Raw genomic sequence first — 17,249 nt, forward strand, 5'->3', positions numbered from 1 at the left:
CCCGATGACCAGCGCACCCTCGCGACAAGCCCCGGTCCCCGGCGCGACACCGCCGCGCCCCGGCCCGCCCCCGAAACCCGCGCCGCCCGGCGGCGCCCCGGTCCGCGTGACCGGTTCCGCTGCGCTCGTTCGCTCGCTCGAGGCCGTCGGCTGCGAGGTCGTGTTCGGCATTCCCGGCGGCACGATCATGCCGGCCTACGACGCGCTGCTCGACTCGACGTCGCTGCGCCACGTGCTCGTCCGCCACGAGCAGGGCGCCGGCCACGCCGCCACCGGATACGCGCAGGCCACCGGCAAGGTCGGCGTGTGCATGGCCACCTCGGGTCCGGGCGCGACCAACCTGGTCACCCCGCTCGCCGACGCGTACATGGACTCGGTGCCGGTGGTCGCCATCACCGGCCAGCAGAGCCGGGCCCTGATCGGCACCGACGCGTTCCAGGAAGCCGACATCTGCGGCATCACCATGCCGATCACCAAGCACAACGTCCTGGTCACCGACCCGGCGGAGATCCCGCGGGCGATCGCCGAGGCGTTCCACATCGCCAGCACCGGCCGACCCGGCCCGGTCCTGGTCGACATCCCCAAGGACGTGCTGCAGGAGACCACCTCCTTCTCCTGGCCGCCGGAGCTGCGCCTGCCGGGCTACCGGCCGACGACGCGCCCGCACGGCAAGCAGGTCCGCGAGGCCGCCAAGCTGATCACCGCCGCGCATCGGCCGGTGCTCTACGTCGGCGGCGGCATCATCAAGGCCGGCGCCACCGCCGAGCTGCGCGAGCTGGCCGAGCTGACCGGCATCCCCGTCGTCACCACGCTGATGGCGCGCGGCGCGTTCCCCGACTCGCACCCGCAGCACCTCGGCATGCCCGGCATGCACGGCACCGTCGCGGCCGTCGCCGCCATGCAGAAGGCCGACCTGCTGATCGCGCTGGGCACGCGGTTCGACGACCGGGTCACCGGCAAGCTCGACTCGTTCGCGCCGGAGGCGCAGGTCGTGCACGCCGACATCGACCCGGCGGAGATCTCCAAGAACCGCCGCGCGGACGTGCCGATCGTCGGCGACTGCAAGGAGATCCTCGGCGACCTGATCGCGGCCGTGAAGGCCGAGCGGGAGCACACCAGGACCGCCGACCTGACGCAGTGGGTGAGCGACACCTCCGGCTGGCGCGAGACCTACCCGCTCGGCTACGACTGGCCGGCGGACGGGGCGCTGGCGCCGCAGTACGTGATCGAGCGCATCGGGCAGATCGCCGGCCCGGACGCGATCTACGCGGCGGGCGTCGGCCAGCACCAGATGTGGGCCGCGCAGTTCATCCGGTACGAGAAGCCGAGCACGTGGATCAACTCCGGCGGTCTCGGCACCATGGGCTTCGCCGTGCCGGCCGCGATGGGCGCGAAGTTCGGCGCGCCGGACAAGGTGGTGTGGGCCATCGACGGCGACGGCTGCTTCCAGATGACCAACCAGGAGCTGGCCACCTGCGCCATCGAGGGCGCGCCCATCAAGGTCGCCGTGATCAACAACGGCAACCTGGGCATGGTCCGGCAGTGGCAGAACCTGTTCTATTCGGAGCGGTACTCGCACACCGACCTCGGCACGCACAAGCACCGCATCCCCGACTTCAAGCTGCTCGCCGAGGCGCTGGGCTGCGTGGGGCTGCGGTGCGAGAGCAAGGAGGACGTGGACGCCACGATCCAGCAGGCGATGGAGATCAACGACCGCCCGGTCGTGATCGACTTCGTGGTCGGCAAGGACGCGCAGGTGTGGCCGATGGTGGCCGCCGGCACCGGCAACGACCAGATCATGGCCGCCCGCGGCATCCGGCCGCTGTTCGACGAGGACGTGTGATGAGCGAGCTTGCGAGCGAATCATTCAACACAGCGACCGCGGTCAGCGCCACTCCGAGCGCTAGCGAGGAGTGGTGATGACCATGACCAAGCACACCCTGTCCGTTCTCGTCGAGAACAAGCCCGGTGTCCTCGCCCGGGTCGCCGGCCTGTTCTCCCGGCGCGGCTTCAACATCGAGTCGCTCGCGGTCGGTCCCACCGAGCACCCGGACATCTCCCGGATGACCATCGTCGTCGGCGTCGACGAACTGCCCCTGGAGCAGGTCACCAAGCAGCTGAACAAGCTGGTGAACGTCATCAAGATCGTTGAGCTGGAGCCGACCTCGGCCGTGCAGCGGGAGTTGCTGCTGGTCAAGGTCCGCGCCGACGCCACCGTGCGCAGCCAGGTGCTGGAGACGGTGCAGCTGTTCCGCGCCAAGGTGGTCGACGTCTCGCCCGAGGCGCTGACCATCGAGGCAACCGGGACGGGCGACAAGCTCGACGCGCTGCTGCGGATGTTGGAGCCCTACGGTCTGCGTGAGATGGTGCAGTCCGGCATGGTCGCCATCGGACGCGGCGCCCGGTCCATCACCGCCACAGCGGCCCGCTGAAGTTTTCTCCCGGAAGGAACACAAGGAAAGTCATGAGTGTCGAGACCTTCTACGACGACGACGCCGACCTCGGCATCATCCAGGGCCGCAAGGTGGCCGTCATCGGCTACGGCAGCCAGGGCCACGCCCACGCGCTGAGCCTGCGGGACTCCGGTGTGGACGTTCGCATCGGCCTGCCGGAGGGCTCGAAGTCGCGTCCGAAGGCGGAGGAGGAGGGCCTGCGGGTGCTCACCCCGGCCGAGGCCGCCGCCGAGGCCGACCTGATCATGATCCTCGCGCCGGACACCAAGCAGCGCAAGATCTACGCCGACGACATCGCGCCCAACCTCAAGGACGGGGACGCGATCTTCTTCGGGCACGGCTTCAACATCCGCTACGGCCTGATCACCCCGCCGTCGAACGTCGACGTCGCGATGGTCGCGCCGAAGGGCCCCGGTCACCTGGTGCGCCGGCAGTTCGTGGACGGCAAGGGTGTGCCGTGCCTCATCGCCGTCGAGCAGGACGCCACCGGCAACGCGCAGGCGCTCGCCCTGTCCTACGCCAAGGGCATCGGCGGCTCGCGGGCCGGCGTCATCAAGACCACCTTCAAGGAGGAGACCGAGACCGACCTGTTCGGTGAGCAGGCCGTGCTCTGCGGCGGCGCCTCCGCGCTCGTGCAGACCGGTTTCGAGGTGCTCACTGAGGCCGGCTACGCCCCGGAGATCGCCTACTTCGAGGTGCTGCACGAGCTCAAGCTCATCGTCGACCTCATGTACGAGGGCGGCATCGCCAAGATGCGCTACTCGATCTCCGACACCGCCGAGTACGGCGACCTCACCCGCGGCCCGCGCGTCATCACGCCGTCGGTGAAGGAGGAGATGCGCAAGATCCTGGGCGAGATCCAGGACGGCACCTTCGCGCAGGAGTGGGTGGCCGAGGACGAGGCCGGCCGCCCCAACTTCACCAAGCTGCAGAACGAGGGCGCGGCGCACCCGATCGAGGAGGTCGGCAAGAAGCTGCGCGGCCTGATGTCCTGGGTGGACCGTCCGATCACCGAGACGGCCTGATCTTCATCTCCATGAACGGCCCCCGCTCCGCTGTCGGAGCGGGGGCCGTTCGCCGCTACCCTGCCTGCATGAGTGACGAGGCGGCGCCGATCTACGACGACAAGGCGCAGGTCCGCGGCAGCCTGGACCTGACGGATGCGCAGTGGCAGCGGGGCGACGGAGCGGAGGACGACGGGGAGCACGTCGAGGTGGCGTTCGTGCCGCACACGGACGGCGTCACCTATGTGGCGATGCGCAATTCCGCGCAGCCGCAGGGGCCGGTTCTGGTGTTCACTCCCGCAGAGTGGGACGCCTTCGTCAAGGGGGCGCGGGACGGTGAGTTCGATGAGCCCTGGTAGTTACGGGGACGTTAACATCACCCCTTCCATCAGGGCGGCCAACTCGTAGGATGCGACGAGGTCCAGCACAGCGTCGTGCCGGTGGGCCCGTCCGAGAAAGTCGCGTGCCGAAACCTGGAGCTGTGTCGTGACCAATGCCAGTCGTCCCGTCGTCCTGATCGCAGAGAAGCTCGCGCCGTCCGTCATCGAGGTGTTCGGGGACGAGGTGGAGATCCGCCACGTCGACGGCACCGACCGGCCCGCCCTGCTGTCCGCCGTCGCCGACGCGGACGCGCTGCTGGTCCGTTCCGCCACCCAGGTGAACGCCGAGGTGTTCGCGGCCACGAGCAAGCTCAAGGTGGTCGCCCGCGCCGGCGTCGGCCTCGACAACGTGGAGGTGCCGGCGGCGACCAAGCACGGCGTGCTGGTGGTCAACGCGCCGACGTCCAACATCACCTCGGCCGCGGAGCACGCGGTCGGCCTGCTGCTCGCGGTGGCCCGCCGCATCCCGGAGGCCTCGGCCAGCCTGCGCGGCGGCGCCTGGAAGCGCAGCTCGTTCTCGGGCGTGGAGCTGTCGGGCAAGACCATCGGCGTGGTCGGCCTGGGCAAGATCGGCCAGCTGTTCGCGGCCCGGCTCGCGGCCTTCAACACCACGCTGATCGCCTACGACCCGTACGTCGCGCCGGCGCGCGCCGCCCAGCTGGGCATCGAGCTGGTGAGCCTGGACGAGCTGCTGGAGCGCGCCGACGCGATCTCCATCCACCTGCCGAAGACCCCGGAGACCAAGGGCCTGATCGGCAAGGAGCAGCTGGCGAAGACCAAGAAGGGCGTCATCATCGTCAACGCCGCCCGCGGTGGCCTCGTCGACGAGACGGCGCTGGCGGAGTCCATTCGGGACGGTCACGTCGGCGGCGCCGGCATCGACGTCTTCGAGACCGAGCCGACCACCTCCTCGCCGCTGTTCGAGCTGCCGAACGTGGTGGTGACGCCGCACCTGGGCGCGTCGACCGCCGAGGCGCAGGACCGCGCCGGCACCGACGTCGCCCGCTCGGTGCGGCTGGCGCTGCGCGGCGACTTCGTGCCGGACGCGGTGAACGTGGCCAGCGGCGGCGTGGTCAACGACGAGGTCCGCCCGTACCTGCCGCTGACCCAGAAGCTGGGCGTCGTGCTGTCGGCGCTGGCCGGCAAGGCCCCGTCCTCGGTGACCGTCACGGTCCGCGGCGAACTGTCCAACGAGGACGTCTCGGTGCTGCCGCTGGCCGCGCTGCGCGGTGTCTTCTCCGGCATCGTCGACGAGCAGGTCACGTTCGTGAACGCGCCGGCGCTCGCCGAGACGCTGGGCGTGTCGGTGGACCTGGTCAAGGAGCCGGAGAGCGCCAACCACCGCAGCCTGGTCACCGTGAGCGCCGCGCTGCCGGACGGCACCGCGCTGCGCGTCTCGGGCACGCTGTCGGGCCTGGACAGCATCGAGAAGCTCGTCGAGGTCAACGGCCGCGGCTTCGACCTGCGGGCCGCCGGTGAGCTGGTGCTGCTGGAGTACCCGGACCGCCCGGGTGTGATGGGCACCGTCGGCACGCTGCTCGGCGAGGCCGGCGTCAACATCGAGGCGGCGCAGATCTCGCAGACCAAGGACGGCTCCGACGCCGTCATGCTGCTGCGCGCCGACCGTCCGGTGGACGCCGGCGTGCTGGAGCCGATCGGCGCCGCCGTGGGTGCGCACACCGTCCGGGCCATCTCGCTGATCTGACCGTTTTGTTCGGAAGGGGGCTTTCCTGGCGTTGAACGCCGGGAAAGCCCCCTTCACCGCATGTCGGGGCCGGTCAGGGGCTCGATGTCACCCGTACGGGTGGCGATTGCGCCATCCGGGTGTCCCGCACTTCGGGAGAGATCACCCCAGAAGCGTGTCCGGACTCCGATTAGTAGGGGAACTACGGGTAGCCTCACGCGAGAGATGGATGGTCCCGACCATGGGGACCGTACTCCGGGAGGTGTGTGGATGCGGCTCGCGGTGATCCCAGGTGACGGGATCGGGCCCGAGGTGGTTGCCGAGGCGTTGAAGGTGCTCGGCGAGGTGGTTCCGACGGCGGAGATCACCCGGTACGACCTTGGTGCGGCGCGGTGGCATGCCACCGGGGAGCTGCTGCCGGAGTCCGTGCTCGGCGAGCTGCGCCAGCATGACGCGATCCTGCTCGGCGCGGTCGGCGACCCGTCGGTGCCCAGCGGCATTCTGGAGCGGGGGCTGCTGCTGCGGCTGCGCTTCGAACTCGATCATCACGTCAACCTGAGGCCGGCTCGGCTGTACCCGGGCGTGCGCAGCCCGATCGCCGACCCGCCCGACATCGACATGGTCGTCGTGCGTGAGGGCACCGAGGGCCTGTACGCCGGCAACGGCGGCCTGCTGCGCAAGGACACCCCGCACGAGATCGCCACCGAGGTCAGCATCAACACCTCGTTCGGCGTCGACCGGGTGGTTCGGGACGCCTTCGCCCGCGCCGCCGCGCGGCCGCGCAAGCACCTGACCCTCGTGCACAAGACCAACGTGCTCACCCACGCCGGTTCGCTGTGGTCCCGCGTGGTGGAGGAGGTGTCGCTGCTGCACCCCGACGTGACCGTCAACTACCAGCACGTCGACTCCGCCACCATTCACATGGTCACCGACCCGGGGCGGTTCGACGTCATCGTCACCGACAACCTGTTCGGCGACATCCTCACCGACCTGGCCGCCGCCGTCACCGGCGGCATCGGCCTGGCGGCCAGCGGCAACCTCGACGTCACCCGCCGCAACCCCAGCATGTTCGAGCCGGTCCACGGCAGCGCTCCGGACATCGCCGGCCAGGGCATCGCCGACCCCACCGCCGCCGTGCTGTCGGTGGCCCTGATGCTCGACCACCTCGGCGAGCACGAGGCCGCCCGGCGCATCGAGGCCTCCGTGGCCTTCGACCTCGCCACCCGCGACCACTCCTCGCCCGGCGCCACCTACGCCATCGGCGACCGCCTCGCGGCCCTGGTGTCGTCGAACACCCGCACCACCGCCTGACCCACGGCACCCCCGCGAGTCACGCTCTGGGACACACCGAATGTAGATCTCCGGCATGCCCGAGATCTACATTCGGAGTGCCTGAGAGCGTGACTCGCGGCGTTTCAGGGGGAGCCGGTGATGAGGTGGTGGAGTTCGTCGGCGGCGTCCGTGGCGAAGGCGGCGTCGTCGCAGACGATGTGGGGAACGTCGTAGTCGGCGGCGGGGTCGGTGGAGATGACGCCGGCGAGGAAGCCGCTGTCCACAAGCGACGGCAGGGGGCGGCTGTCGGGCACGACGACGACGGCGTAGCCCCAGTGCTCCAGCCGCGGCCGGGTGGCGGGGACGGTGGTGGCGACGAGCGGCCGATGGTGGCGGGTGGGGTTGTGCCGCCCGGCGTGGTAGCTGCGGGCCATGCCGGTGATGGCGGCGGCGGCGTTGTCGAGGATTCGCTCGGACACCTGGTCGATGCCGACGATGTCGACCACGGAGTGCATGGTGGTCACGTCGGTGACGCCGCCGTGGGCGTGATGATCCCGGGCGGTTACGACCAGCTTGGGCACGCCGATGGGCAACGCCCGTAAGGCGGCGTAGGCGGGCGAGCCGCCGGTGGGGCCGCCGACGGCGAGGACCCCGTGCAGCCGCCCCTGTTCATGCAGCTTGACCAGCACGTCCGCGGCCCCGACGCCGTCGAGCGCGACCGGCTCGCAGCCCCCGACGCGGACGCGGTCCATCAGCCAGGCGTACTCGGCGCCTTCGGCGTTCGGCGCGCCCAGCAGGACGACAGTGACCACGCAGCCTTCTCCCTTCGACGAAGGCGGCTACGACAAGGCTGCTCCCAAACACGAAATTGGACCAGTCCAATCTTGGCCAGGTGGACCGGTCATGGGCTGTCTCGGTGAAATTTCCCGAGTGGTGGGATTTTTCGTCCGATGCTTGGTCGGTACGGCGCACGTGTGGCAGCATGCCGGTGTGGCTCTCCACACCGTGATCATCATTCCGGAGCGCGCCGGGTAGTGCCCCTAGGCACCCGGCGCGCAGACCTCTTGCATCAGCAGGGGGTCTTTTTGCTTTTCAGGGCCACGTCAGTCACCCCCTCGCAAGGAGCAGACCGTTGAGCAGGACAGCACCGGCCGGAACGCCACTGGGCGACGGCTTCCACGTCTTCGACACCACCCTGCGGGACGGCGCCCAGCGCGAGGGCATCACCTACTCGGTGACGGACAAGCTGGCGGTGGCCCGCCTGCTCGACGGCATCGGCGTCGGCTTCATCGAGGGCGGCTGGCCGGGCGCCCTGCCCAAGGACACGGAGTTCTTCGCCCGCGCGGCGGCCGGCGAGCTGGAGCTCAAGCACGCCGCCCTGGTCGCCTTCGGTTCGACCCGCAAGGCGGGCGTGAACGTCGAGGACGACCAGCAGGTGCGGGCACTTCTGGACTCGAAGGCCCCGGTCGTCACGCTGGTGGCCAAGTCCGACCGCCGGCACATCGAACGCGCGCTGCGCACCGACGTCGACGAGAACTGCGCCATGGTCGCGGACACTGTCCGGTACCTGGTGGCCCAGGGCCGCCGCGTGTTCGTCGACGCGGAGCACTTCTTCGACGGCTACGCCTACGACCCGGAGTGTTCGCTGCGCGTGCTGCAGGCCGCGGGCGAGGCGGGGGCCGACGTGGTGGTGCTGTGCGACACCAACGGCGGCCAGCTGCCGGTGCAGCTCGGGCAGACCGTCACCGAGGTGATGGCCCGCACCGGGCTGCGCGTCGGCATCCACTGCCAGGACGACACGTCCTGCGCGGTGGCCAACACCATCGCGGCGGTCCAGGCCGGCGCGACGCACGTGCAGTGCACGGCCAACGGCTACGGCGAGCGGGCCGGCAACGCCGACCTGTTCGCCGTCATCGGGAACCTCGTGACCAAGCTCGGGATGCCGGTGGTACCCGCCGACTCCGTCGCCGAGCTGACCCGCGTGTCCCATGCCCTCGCCGAGATCGCGAACATCGCCCCCGACACCCACCAGGCCTATGTCGGGGCGTCGGCCTTCGCCCACAAGGCGGGGCTGCACGCGAGCGCGATCAAGGTGGATCCGGATCTGTACAACCACATCGATCCGGTCACCGTCGGCAACGGCATGCGGGTCCTGGTCACCGAGATGGCCGGCCGGGCGAGTCTTGAGCTCAAGGGACGAGAGCTCGGGCTCGACCTGGCCGGCCGGCCCGACGCCGTCGGCAACGCGGTGCAGAAGGTCAAGGACCTGGAGGCCAGGGGCTGGTCGTTCGAGGCCGCCGACGCCTCGCTGGAACTGCTGCTGCGCAACGAGCTGTCCGAATTGGACGAGCCGCCGTTCACGCTGGAGTCCTATCGGGTGCTGCTGGATCACCGGCAGGACGGCGCGATCGTGTCCGAGGCGACGGTCAAGGTGCACGTCGGCGGCGAACGCGTGATCGCCACCGCCGAAGGGAACGGCCCCGTGCACGCGCTGGACGCCGCGCTGCGCCAGGCACTTCGGCCGCATTTGTCCTGGATGGACAGTGTGGAGCTGGCCGACTACAAGGTGCGCATACTGACCGACCACCCCGGCACCGACGCGATCACCCGGGTGCTGGTGGAGTCCACGGACGGCGAGCACGAGTGGACGACGGTGGGCGTGCACAACAACATCGTCGAGGCCAGCTGGCTCGCCCTCTGCGACGCCCTGGCCCACAAGGCGATGCGGGTCCGCGCGCTGGCCTGACTGGGTAGAGCGGCCCGCCAACGCAGGAGAGTCGCTCGGCCCCGCCGGTGCTTCGCCCGGTTGCCGGATTTCGCCCGCCGCCACCCAACGCACCCGCCACTCAGCCGACGCGGCGGGCTAAATCCGGCAAGGGCGAGGCGCCGGCTTGGAGGGGGCCGAGCCGCCCCGCCGAAGGCGGGGCAAAATAACACCGTGCGCTTCGCTCGGATCTCTCACTCGGAAGGGGCGTCCTTCGTCGCCATCGGCGGCGAGCCGGACAGCCTGATCGCTGCGGAACTGTCGACCTCGGTGTTCGAGGACCCGAAGTTCACCGGCCGGACCTGGCCGCTGGCCTCGGTCCAGCTGCTGGCCCCGATCCGCCCGTCCAAGGTGGTGTGCATCGGCAAGAACTACGCCGACCACGCCCGCGAGATGGGCGGCGAGCCGCCGGCCGACCCCGTCATCTTCATCAAGCCGTCGACGTCGGTGATCGGGCCGGACGCGACCATCGAGGTGCCGGCCGGCATCGGACGGGTGGACTTCGAGGGCGAGCTGGCGGTGGTCATCGGCGGCATGCCGGTGCGCCGGGTGAAGGCGGAGGACGCCGGCTCGGTCATCCTCGGCTACACCATCGCCAACGATGTCACGGCCCGCGAGCAGCAGAAGGCCGACGGGCAGTGGACGCGAGCCAAGGGGCACGACACGTTCTGCCCGCTGGGCCCGTGGATCGAGACCAACCTCGACCCGTCGAACCTGGAGCTGCGCACCGAGCTGGACGGCGAGCTCAAGCAGGACGGCAACACCAGCGACCTGCTGCACGGCGTGGGCGAGATCCTGGAGTGGATCACCGCCGGCATGACGCTGCTGCCCGGTGACGTGGTGCTCACCGGCACGCCCGCCGGCGTCGGCCCGATGACCGACGGGCAGACCGTGTCGGTGTCCGTCGAAGGGATCGGCACACTCACCAACAAGGTTGCCGCCGTCTAGGCGCGTTGGCCCATGATCGAAGGGCCGGTCGGCGCAACTTCGCGCTGACCGGCCCTTCGGCGGCTTCCGCTGCTGAACCATGGCGTGCTATCCCGCGTTGAGCCGATTGCGAAACCAGTGAGGTCAGCAATCTGGCCCCGACCGGTTCGCCGCGGCGCAGCGGAGGTGATCGCATGGTGGTCCCCGACCCCGCAAGGGTGCTGCTGGTCGACGCCTCTCAGCTGATCACCGAGGGGCTGCGCGTCTGCTTGCAGCGCACCCAGCGTTTCCGGGTGGTGGGTGTGGCCCACACCTCGTCCGAGGCGCTGCGCTGCCTGCGCGGGCTGCTCGTCGACCTGGTCGTGACCGACCTGGCGGTGCCCGGCGCGGGAGCGCTGCGCACGGTTCGCGACGTGCGGGCGCAGCGCCCGTCGGCGACCACCGTGGTGGTCAGCGAGATGGACAGCCCGGAGTGGGCCAAGGCGGCGCTGAACCAGGGCGCCGCCGCGTACCTGCTGAAGACGACGCCGCTGCGGGAACTGCTCTCGGTGTTCAACGAGGTCCTCGCCGGCGCCACGCACGTGCTCGACCCCCGCCTGGGCGGGCAGGTGCAGCTGTCCGCCGACCTGCCGCCGCACGCCGTGCTGCCGCAGCTGTCCGCCCGCGAGTTCGACGTGCTGGCCGAGATGATCAAGGGCCTGGACAACCAGACCATCGCGCACCACCTGTTCATCAGCACGGACACCGTGAAGACGCACGTGAAGGCGATTCTGCGCAAACTCGGCGCCAAGGACCGCGCGCAAGTGGTGGCAATGGTCCTCAGTGGACGAGTGCCGCGGTGAATTGCCCCGCCTTCGGCGGGGCCTCGCAGTCTCCTGTGCCGGAGGAGGCGGGCCCCGCGCGGCAAAGGCACGGCATCAGCGGCGGGCGAATTCCGGCGCGTGTTCGGGACGGAAGCCGATCGCGACCAGATATGCCGGAATCAGTCCCAGCTTCGGGAACCGGTTCAGCAGTCGCAATGCGAGCGGCGTTCGCTTCGACAGGTCGATACGGCCGCTCAACGCGGGACCGACAGCGTTGTCATGCATCAGCCGCTGCATGCCCTGCGTGACGGTGGTCGCGGGGCCGCGACGGCGTTGCACCTTGGCCAGATCGGCGGTCGTGACCGTGCCTCGGCGCAGCGGCCCGGCCAGGATCCGTGCCGCCGCAACGGCATCCTGCACGGCCAGGTTGATGCCGACGCCGCCGACCGGTGACATGGCGTGCGCGGCGTCGCCGATGCACAGCAAACCGTCGCTGTACCAGGTAGTCAGCCGGTCCAGTTTCACGTCGAGCAGCTTGGCGTCGTCGAGCGACTCGATGGAGTCGACCCGATCCGCCAGCCACGGCACGAGCTCGGCGAGGCTGTCCCGGAACGACTGCAGGCCGGCCTCCCGCCACCGCGCGTCCGAGCCCTTCTCGATCAGGAAGGCCAGCTGGAAGTAGTCGCCGCGGTCGATGTACACCACCATGCGCTTGCTACCGATCATGCCGCCGAGGCCGCTCGGGTCGCCCTCGTGCCGCGGCACCCGCAGCCACCAGCAGTCCATCGGCACCCGCCAGCTGCGAATGCCCAGCCCCAGGGCGCTGCGCAGCACCGAACGCCGGCCGTCGCACGCGACGGTGAGGTCGGCGGCGATCTCACCGGTCTCGCCGTCCCTGGTGCGGTAGGTGATGCCGGTGACGCGGCCGTCCTTCGTGGTCAGGCCGGTTGCCTCGGTGTTCATCCGGAGGTGGAAGCTGGGCTCCTCGGCCGCGGCGTCGGCGATCATGTCGAGGAAGTCCCACTGCGGCACCATCGCGATGTGCTTGTGCGGGCCCGGTAGACCGGCCAGGTCGACGACCGCGGTGGTCCGCGGCCCCACCGGGAATCCAAGCCGCTTCACGAGCTGGTGCGGCACCTTGGCGAACCGCTCGGTCAGCCCCAGCTCGTCCAGCAACCGCAGCGTCGAAGCGTGCACCGTGTCGCCGCGGAAGTCCCGCAGGAAGTCGCCGTGCTTCTCCAGCACCGTCACGTCCACTCCGGCCCTGGCCAGCAGCAGTCCGAGCACCATGCCGGCCGGGCCGCCACCCACCACGCAGCACGTCGTCCGTTCCATCGTCACCCTCTTTTCAACGCTTGTTGAATAATCTCAGGATGCTCCCGGTGACCACCGCCGTCAAGGCGGTTCACCCGGACAGGTCGACGTGACGCGCGGCACCCTCACCCGATCGCGCGCCGTCACCGATGAGCCACGACTCGGAGAAACCGTTGGCGGGCACCGGGAAACGCGCCATATCGGACGCGCAGCGGAATCGGAGGACGGCGGAGAGTGACCGCATCAAGGGGCAGCTTCACCTTGATAGCCGAATCGCGGACATGGGATCCGCACCTAGCCTCTCCTGGTGACGCCAGTTCTCTCCGCATTCACCACCCGCAAGACCGTCGAAATCCGTGCGGTTTGCCTGGACATCGACGACACGCTGATTGACTACGACGGATCGGCGAGAACCGCGTTGACCGCCCTTGTCGGACACGACGACGCATGGCCCGCCTGGCAGCGCACCACCGACGAGCACGTCGCCCGCGCCATCTCCGGCGAGTTCGACTACGACACCATGCGCTGGGAGCGCACCAAGGCGTTCTTCGCCGTACTCGGCGAACACCTCGACGACGCCGAGGTGCGCCGGCGCGAGGACAGCCGCCTCGCCGTCATGGAACGGTCCTGGCGCGTCTTCGACGACACCCTGCCGCTGCTCGACTGGCTGCGCGCCAGCGGCATCAAGGTCGCCGCCGTGACCAACGCCTCAGGCGCCCGGCAGCGCGCCAAGATCGCCGCCGTCGGCCTGTCCGAATTCTTCGACGACGTTGTCATCGCAGGTGAACTGGGCGTCGCCAAGCCCGATCCCGTGATCTTCCACACCGCCTGCCTCGACCTCGACGTGCTGCCCGCCGAGACCGTGCACGTCGGTGACCGGCTCGACCTCGACGCCATCGGCGCCCGCGACGCCGGCATGCACGGCGTGTGGCTCAACCGCGACGGGGCCAGCGACCAGACCGCGCCCGCCGGTGTGTGGACCATCACCAGCCTCGCCGACCTGCCCGAGCTGCTCGTCTGCGAGCTCTCCACGCCCGGCGTCGATGCCCTCTGACCTGCGCGATCCGGTTGCGCCCGGGGGCGATTTCGTGATCCGGCCAGCCATGGTCTAGTATTCATTCCGGCAGGGCGGACAGCGGCCGGCAACACCAAAGCTGATCCAGAATGCCAATGGGGTATGGTGTAATTGGCAGCACGACTGATTCTGGTTCAGTTAGTCTAGGTTCGAGTCCTGGTACCCCAGCGAGAGGCACCCAAAGCGATGTGCTAGGGTACCTCCCAGCAAGAAAAACCAGTCCTGGCCCCGTCGTCTAGCGGCCTAGGACGCCGCCCTCTCAAGGCGGTAGCGCGGGTTCGAATCCCGTCGGGGCTACAGATCGGGAGATCCCTGTGCGTCTGAGGACGCACAGGGATCTTTCGCTTTGTCCTGTGGGGCTCTCGCCCCACACCCCAAGGCAGGAGGGGCTTCGCCCCCCTGCACCCCCCTTCGGGCTCGGCTTCGCCGTCGCCCTCGGATCGTGGTGGCTGGGTTGGGTGTGGTCGGCTCGGCTTCGCTTCGCTCGCCTGCGGGTGGCTTCGCTGCGCTTGCCTATCGGCGAGTCGCGCTCTCGGACACGGCGAGTTGCGTTCTCGGGCAGTTGAGTACCACTCAGTCGTGGCCGAGTCGCCATGGACTCGGCCACGAATCGGTGCTTGGGGTCAGAGGCGGTTTTGGAGGGCTTCGGCGGCGGCCAGGAGGTCGGCGGCCCAGCGGCCGCCGGGCCGGCGGCCAATGCGGTCCACGGGGCCGGAAACGGAGACCGCCGCGATGACGGTGCCGGAGGAATCGCGGACAGGGGCGGAGACGGAGGCGACACCGGGTTCGCGTTCGCCCACGGACTGGGCCCAGCCGCGACGGCGGACCTCCAGGAGGGTGCGTTCGCCGAAGAGGGCGTCCGTGAGAAGGGCGCGCTGGGTGGGGGAGTCGGCCCACGCGGCGAGGACCTTGGCGCCGGAGCCGGCAGTCATGGGAAGGCGGGCGCCGACGGGGACGGTGTCGCGAAGGCCGGAAGGAGGCTCGGCGGCGGCGACGCAGATGCGCTGCATGCCGTCACGGCGATAGAGCTGCACGGACTCGCCGGTGATGTCGCGAAGGCGAGGCAGGACGGACGAGGCCGCGTCGAGCAGGGGGTCGGTGGCGCCGCCGGCCAGTTCCGCCAGGGCAGCGCCGGGGCGCCAGCGGCCATCGGAACCGCGGCGCAGCAAGCGATGCACCTCAAGCCCCACGGCGAGGCGGTGCGCGGTGGCGCGAGGAAGACCCGTCCGGTTGCAGAGTTCGGCCAGACCGCAGGGGTCCTTCGCGACGGCACTGAGCACCGCCACAGCCTTGTCCAGAACGCCGATCCCGCTATGCTGTCCCACGTCGCGATACTAGCTTCCCGCGATGTGGGAAGTCCAGCCGCGCCAGCATCTGAGAAACCCGATCTGACACGACATCCCCGAAGGGGGAGGAGCCATGGGCCGCACGCTCGCGGAGAAAGTCTGGGACGCGCATCTGGTGCGCAAGGGCGACGGAGCCGAACCGGACCTCATCTACATCGACCTGCACCTGGTGCACGAAGTCACCAGCCCGCAGGCGTTCGACGGGCTGCGGCTCGCGGGTCGCCAGGTCCGTCGGCCGGACCTGACGATCGCCACCGAGGACCACAACGTTCCCACGGTGGACATCGAACTCCCGATCGCCGACCCGGTGTCCCGCACCCAGGTGGAGACGCTTCGCCGCAACTGCGCGGAGTTCGGCGTCCGCCTGCACCCGATGGGCGACGCCGAGCAGGGCATCGTGCACGTGGTGGGCCCGCAGCTCGGCCTGACGCAGCCCGGCATGACCGTCGTCTGCGGCGACAGCCACACCTCCACGCACGGCGCGTTCGGCTCGATCGCCTTCGGCATCGGCACCTCCGAGGTGGAGCACGTGCTCGCCACCCAGACACTGCCGCTCAAGCCGTTCAAGACGATGGCGGTCAACGTCAACGGCACGCTGCGCCCGGGCGTGACGGCCAAGGACGTGATCCTGGCGGTGATCGCGAAGATCGGAACCGGTGGCGGCCAGGGCTACATCCTGGAGTACCGCGGCGACGCCATCGAGGCGATGTCGATGGAAGCCCGGATGACGGTGTGCAACATGTCGATCGAGGCGGGCGCCCGCGCCGGCATGATCGCCCCGGACGACACGACCTTCGACTACATCAAGGGCCGCCCGCACGCGCCGAAGGGCGCGGACTGGGACGCCGCGGTCGAGTACTGGCGAACGCTCCGCACGGACGACGACGCCACCTTCGACACCGAGGTGGACATCGACGCGGACGCGCTGACGCCGTTCGTCACCTGGGGCACGAACCCGGGACAGGGCCTGCCCCTGGGCGACCGGGTGCCCGACCCGGAGGACTTCGGCGACGAGAACGCGAAGGTGGCGGCCGAGAAGGCGCTGGCCTACATGGGCCTGGAGCCGGGCACGCCGCTGCGTGAGATCCACGTGGACACCGTCTTCCTCGGCTCCTGCACCAACGGGCGCATCGAGGACCTCCGCGCGGCAGCGGACATCCTGCGCGGCCGCAAGGTCGCCTCCGACGTACGCATGCTGGTGGTGCCGGGTTCTATGCGGGTGCGGGCGCAGGCGGAGTCCGAGGGACTGGACAAGGTCTTCACGGAGGCCGGCGCCGAGTGGCGGTCCGCGGGCTGCTCCATGTGCCTGGGCATGAACCCCGATCAGCTCAAGCCGGGCGAGCGCAGCGCCTCCACCTCCAACCGCAACTTCGAGGGCCGCCAGGGCAAGGGCGGCCGCACCCACCTGGTGTCGCCGCTGGTCGCCGCGGCCACCGCGGTGCGCGGCACGCTGTCGTCGCCGGCCGACCTGGACTGAGAGAGCAGGGAAGAGGACCCATGGAACCGTTCACCAGCCACACCGGGGTCGGCGTCCCGCTGCGCCGGTCCAACGTGGACACCGACCAGATCATCCCGGCCGTCTACCTCAAGCGGGTCACCCGCACGGGATTCGAGGACGGCCTGTTCGCCGCCTGGCGCGCGGACGAGAACTTCATCCTCAACCACGAGCCCTTCCGCGGCGGCAGCGTTCTGGTCGCGGGCCCCGACTTCGGCACCGGCTCGTCCCGCGAGCACGCCGTCTGGGCGCTGATGGACTACGGCTTCCGGGTGGTGCTGTCGTCCCGGTTCGCCGACATCTTCCGCGGCAACGCCGGCAAGCAGGGCCTCGTGGCGGCGCAGTGTGAGCAGTCCGACATCGAACTGTTGTGGAAGCTGCTGGAGAACGAGCCCGGCACCGAGGTCACCGTCGACCTGTCCGCGAAGACGGTCCGCGCCAAGGACTTCTCGGCCCCCTTCCAGATCGACGACTACACCCGTTGGCGGCTGCTGGAAGGACTCGACGATATCGGCCTGACCTTGCGAAACGTCGACGCGATCGGGGAATTCGAGGCCGCCCGCCCGACTTGGCTGCCCACAACGAACCCCGTCGCCGCCGGCTGAACGCGGGGGCCGCCGGGACGGGATTCCGGCGGCCCCCGAACCCTCCCTCGCCGCTTCGAAAACCGGGCTTATGTCCCCCGGTGGGGCGGAACCAACGCGCCATCAACAAAAAAATGGGCGTGGCGCG

At 69.9% G+C, this 17,249-nt stretch carries 15 protein-coding genes and 2 tRNA genes; 14 read left to right on the forward strand and 3 right to left on the reverse strand.

Annotated features, from left to right (window positions below):
• The first annotated feature begins 4 nt into the window (after nt 1-4).
• From BJ998_RS25940 to BJ998_RS25965, 6 genes are all read left to right on the forward strand, one after another.
• The gene (locus BJ998_RS25940) at nt 5-1,843 is read left to right on the forward strand and encodes an acetolactate synthase large subunit (RefSeq protein WP_184865732.1); all 1,839 of its coding nucleotides are present in this window, start codon (nt 5-7) and stop codon (nt 1,841-1,843) included.
• 82 nt (nt 1,844-1,925) lie between these two features.
• Nucleotides 1,926-2,432: an acetolactate synthase small subunit gene (ilvN, locus tag BJ998_RS25945; RefSeq protein ID WP_184865734.1), complete on the forward strand. Its 507-nt coding sequence runs from the start codon at nt 1,926-1,928 to the stop codon at nt 2,430-2,432.
• Between the two features lie 32 nt (nt 2,433-2,464).
• Nucleotides 2,465-3,478 carry a ketol-acid reductoisomerase gene (gene ilvC / locus BJ998_RS25950; RefSeq protein WP_184865736.1) on the forward strand — a complete coding sequence of 338 codons (1,014 nt, stop codon included), beginning with the start codon at nt 2,465-2,467 and terminating at the stop codon, nt 3,476-3,478.
• Between the two features lie 68 nt (nt 3,479-3,546).
• Nucleotides 3,547-3,816 (forward strand): DUF397 domain-containing protein, encoded by a 270-nt coding sequence (locus tag BJ998_RS25955; protein ID WP_184865737.1) that lies wholly within the window; start codon nt 3,547-3,549, stop codon nt 3,814-3,816.
• 127 nt (nt 3,817-3,943) lie between these two features.
• Entirely contained in the window at nt 3,944-5,542 is a 1,599-nt protein-coding gene (gene serA, locus BJ998_RS25960; protein WP_184865739.1) for a phosphoglycerate dehydrogenase, read from the forward strand.
• 249 nt (nt 5,543-5,791) lie between these two features.
• A complete protein-coding gene (locus BJ998_RS25965) occupies nt 5,792-6,832 on the forward strand; it encodes a 3-isopropylmalate dehydrogenase (protein ID WP_184865741.1) in 1,041 nt (346 codons plus the stop codon).
• Nucleotides 6,833-6,936: 104 nt separating this feature from the next.
• Here the strand turns inward: BJ998_RS25965 and BJ998_RS25970 are convergent, their stop codons facing one another.
• Entirely contained in the window at nt 6,937-7,605 is a 669-nt protein-coding gene (locus tag BJ998_RS25970) for a Tm-1-like ATP-binding domain-containing protein (protein WP_184865743.1), read from the reverse strand.
• A gap of 320 nt (nt 7,606-7,925) precedes the next feature.
• Between BJ998_RS25970 and cimA the strand changes: the two genes are divergently transcribed.
• The 3 genes from cimA (at nt 7,926) to BJ998_RS25985 (ending at nt 11,326) form a co-directional block, all read left to right on the forward strand.
• Nucleotides 7,926-9,539 (forward strand): citramalate synthase, encoded by a 1,614-nt coding sequence (gene cimA, locus BJ998_RS25975; RefSeq protein ID WP_184865745.1) that lies wholly within the window; start codon nt 7,926-7,928, stop codon nt 9,537-9,539.
• A gap of 192 nt (nt 9,540-9,731) precedes the next feature.
• Nucleotides 9,732-10,505, forward strand: a complete 774-nt coding sequence (locus tag BJ998_RS25980) for a fumarylacetoacetate hydrolase family protein (protein WP_184865747.1) — start codon at nt 9,732-9,734, stop codon at nt 10,503-10,505.
• Nucleotides 10,506-10,678: 173 nt separating this feature from the next.
• Nucleotides 10,679-11,326, forward strand: coding sequence for a LuxR C-terminal-related transcriptional regulator (locus tag BJ998_RS25985; protein ID WP_184865749.1), 648 nt, complete (start codon nt 10,679-10,681; stop codon nt 11,324-11,326).
• A 75-nt stretch (nt 11,327-11,401) separates the two neighbouring features.
• Here the strand turns inward: BJ998_RS25985 and BJ998_RS25990 are convergent, their stop codons facing one another.
• Nucleotides 11,402-12,622, reverse strand: a complete 1,221-nt coding sequence (locus BJ998_RS25990) for an FAD-dependent oxidoreductase (RefSeq protein WP_184865751.1) — start codon at nt 12,620-12,622, stop codon at nt 11,402-11,404.
• 286 nt (nt 12,623-12,908) lie between these two features.
• Between BJ998_RS25990 and BJ998_RS25995 the strand changes: the two genes are divergently transcribed.
• The 3 genes from BJ998_RS25995 to BJ998_RS26005 all read left to right on the forward strand — a co-directional run bounded on the left by BJ998_RS25995 (nt 12,909) and on the right by BJ998_RS26005 (nt 13,973).
• Nucleotides 12,909-13,655: an HAD family hydrolase gene (locus BJ998_RS25995; RefSeq protein WP_184865753.1), complete on the forward strand. Its 747-nt coding sequence runs from the start codon at nt 12,909-12,911 to the stop codon at nt 13,653-13,655.
• 117 nt (nt 13,656-13,772) lie between these two features.
• Nucleotides 13,773-13,844: transfer RNA gene (locus BJ998_RS26000), tRNA-Gln, on the forward strand.
• Between the two features lie 56 nt (nt 13,845-13,900).
• A tRNA-Glu gene (locus BJ998_RS26005) sits at nt 13,901-13,973 on the forward strand.
• A gap of 326 nt (nt 13,974-14,299) precedes the next feature.
• Here the strand turns inward: BJ998_RS26005 and BJ998_RS26010 are convergent.
• Nucleotides 14,300-15,001 (reverse strand): IclR family transcriptional regulator, encoded by a 702-nt coding sequence (locus BJ998_RS26010; RefSeq protein WP_052395712.1) that lies wholly within the window; start codon nt 14,999-15,001, stop codon nt 14,300-14,302.
• A gap of 94 nt (nt 15,002-15,095) precedes the next feature.
• Between BJ998_RS26010 and leuC the strand changes: the two genes are divergently transcribed.
• Both leuC and leuD read left to right on the forward strand, forming a co-directional pair.
• Nucleotides 15,096-16,499, forward strand: a complete 1,404-nt coding sequence (gene leuC, locus BJ998_RS26015) for a 3-isopropylmalate dehydratase large subunit (RefSeq protein ID WP_184865754.1) — start codon at nt 15,096-15,098, stop codon at nt 16,497-16,499.
• Nucleotides 16,500-16,519: 20 nt separating this feature from the next.
• Nucleotides 16,520-17,122, forward strand: coding sequence for a 3-isopropylmalate dehydratase small subunit (gene leuD / locus BJ998_RS26020; protein WP_184865756.1), 603 nt, complete (start codon nt 16,520-16,522; stop codon nt 17,120-17,122).
• Nucleotides 17,123-17,249: the final 127 nt, after the last annotated feature.

The organism is Kutzneria kofuensis (genome assembly GCF_014203355.1).
GTDB classification, from domain to species: domain Bacteria; phylum Actinomycetota; class Actinomycetes; order Mycobacteriales; family Pseudonocardiaceae; genus Kutzneria; species Kutzneria kofuensis.

Excerpts from the sequence above, each read along its gene's own strand:
- BJ998_RS25940 (WP_184865732.1), top strand. The coding sequence starts at position 5 with ATGACCAGCGCACCCTCGCGACAAGCCCCGGTCCCCGGCGCGACACCG.
- ilvN (WP_184865734.1), top strand. The coding sequence starts at position 1,926 with ATGACCAAGCACACCCTGTCCGTTCTCGTCGAGAACAAGCCCGGTGTC.
- ilvC (WP_184865736.1), top strand. The coding sequence starts at position 2,465 with ATGAGTGTCGAGACCTTCTACGACGACGACGCCGACCTCGGCATCATC.
- BJ998_RS25955 (WP_184865737.1), top strand. The coding sequence starts at position 3,547 with ATGAGTGACGAGGCGGCGCCGATCTACGACGACAAGGCGCAGGTCCGC.
- BJ998_RS25965 (WP_184865741.1), top strand. The coding sequence starts at position 5,792 with ATGCGGCTCGCGGTGATCCCAGGTGACGGGATCGGGCCCGAGGTGGTT.
- BJ998_RS25985 (WP_184865749.1), top strand. The coding sequence starts at position 10,679 with ATGGTGGTCCCCGACCCCGCAAGGGTGCTGCTGGTCGACGCCTCTCAG.
- BJ998_RS25990 (WP_184865751.1), bottom strand. The coding sequence starts at position 12,622 with ATGGAACGGACGACGTGCTGCGTGGTGGGTGGCGGCCCGGCCGGCATG.
- leuC (WP_184865754.1), top strand. The coding sequence starts at position 15,096 with ATGGGCCGCACGCTCGCGGAGAAAGTCTGGGACGCGCATCTGGTGCGC.
- leuD (WP_184865756.1), top strand. The coding sequence starts at position 16,520 with ATGGAACCGTTCACCAGCCACACCGGGGTCGGCGTCCCGCTGCGCCGG.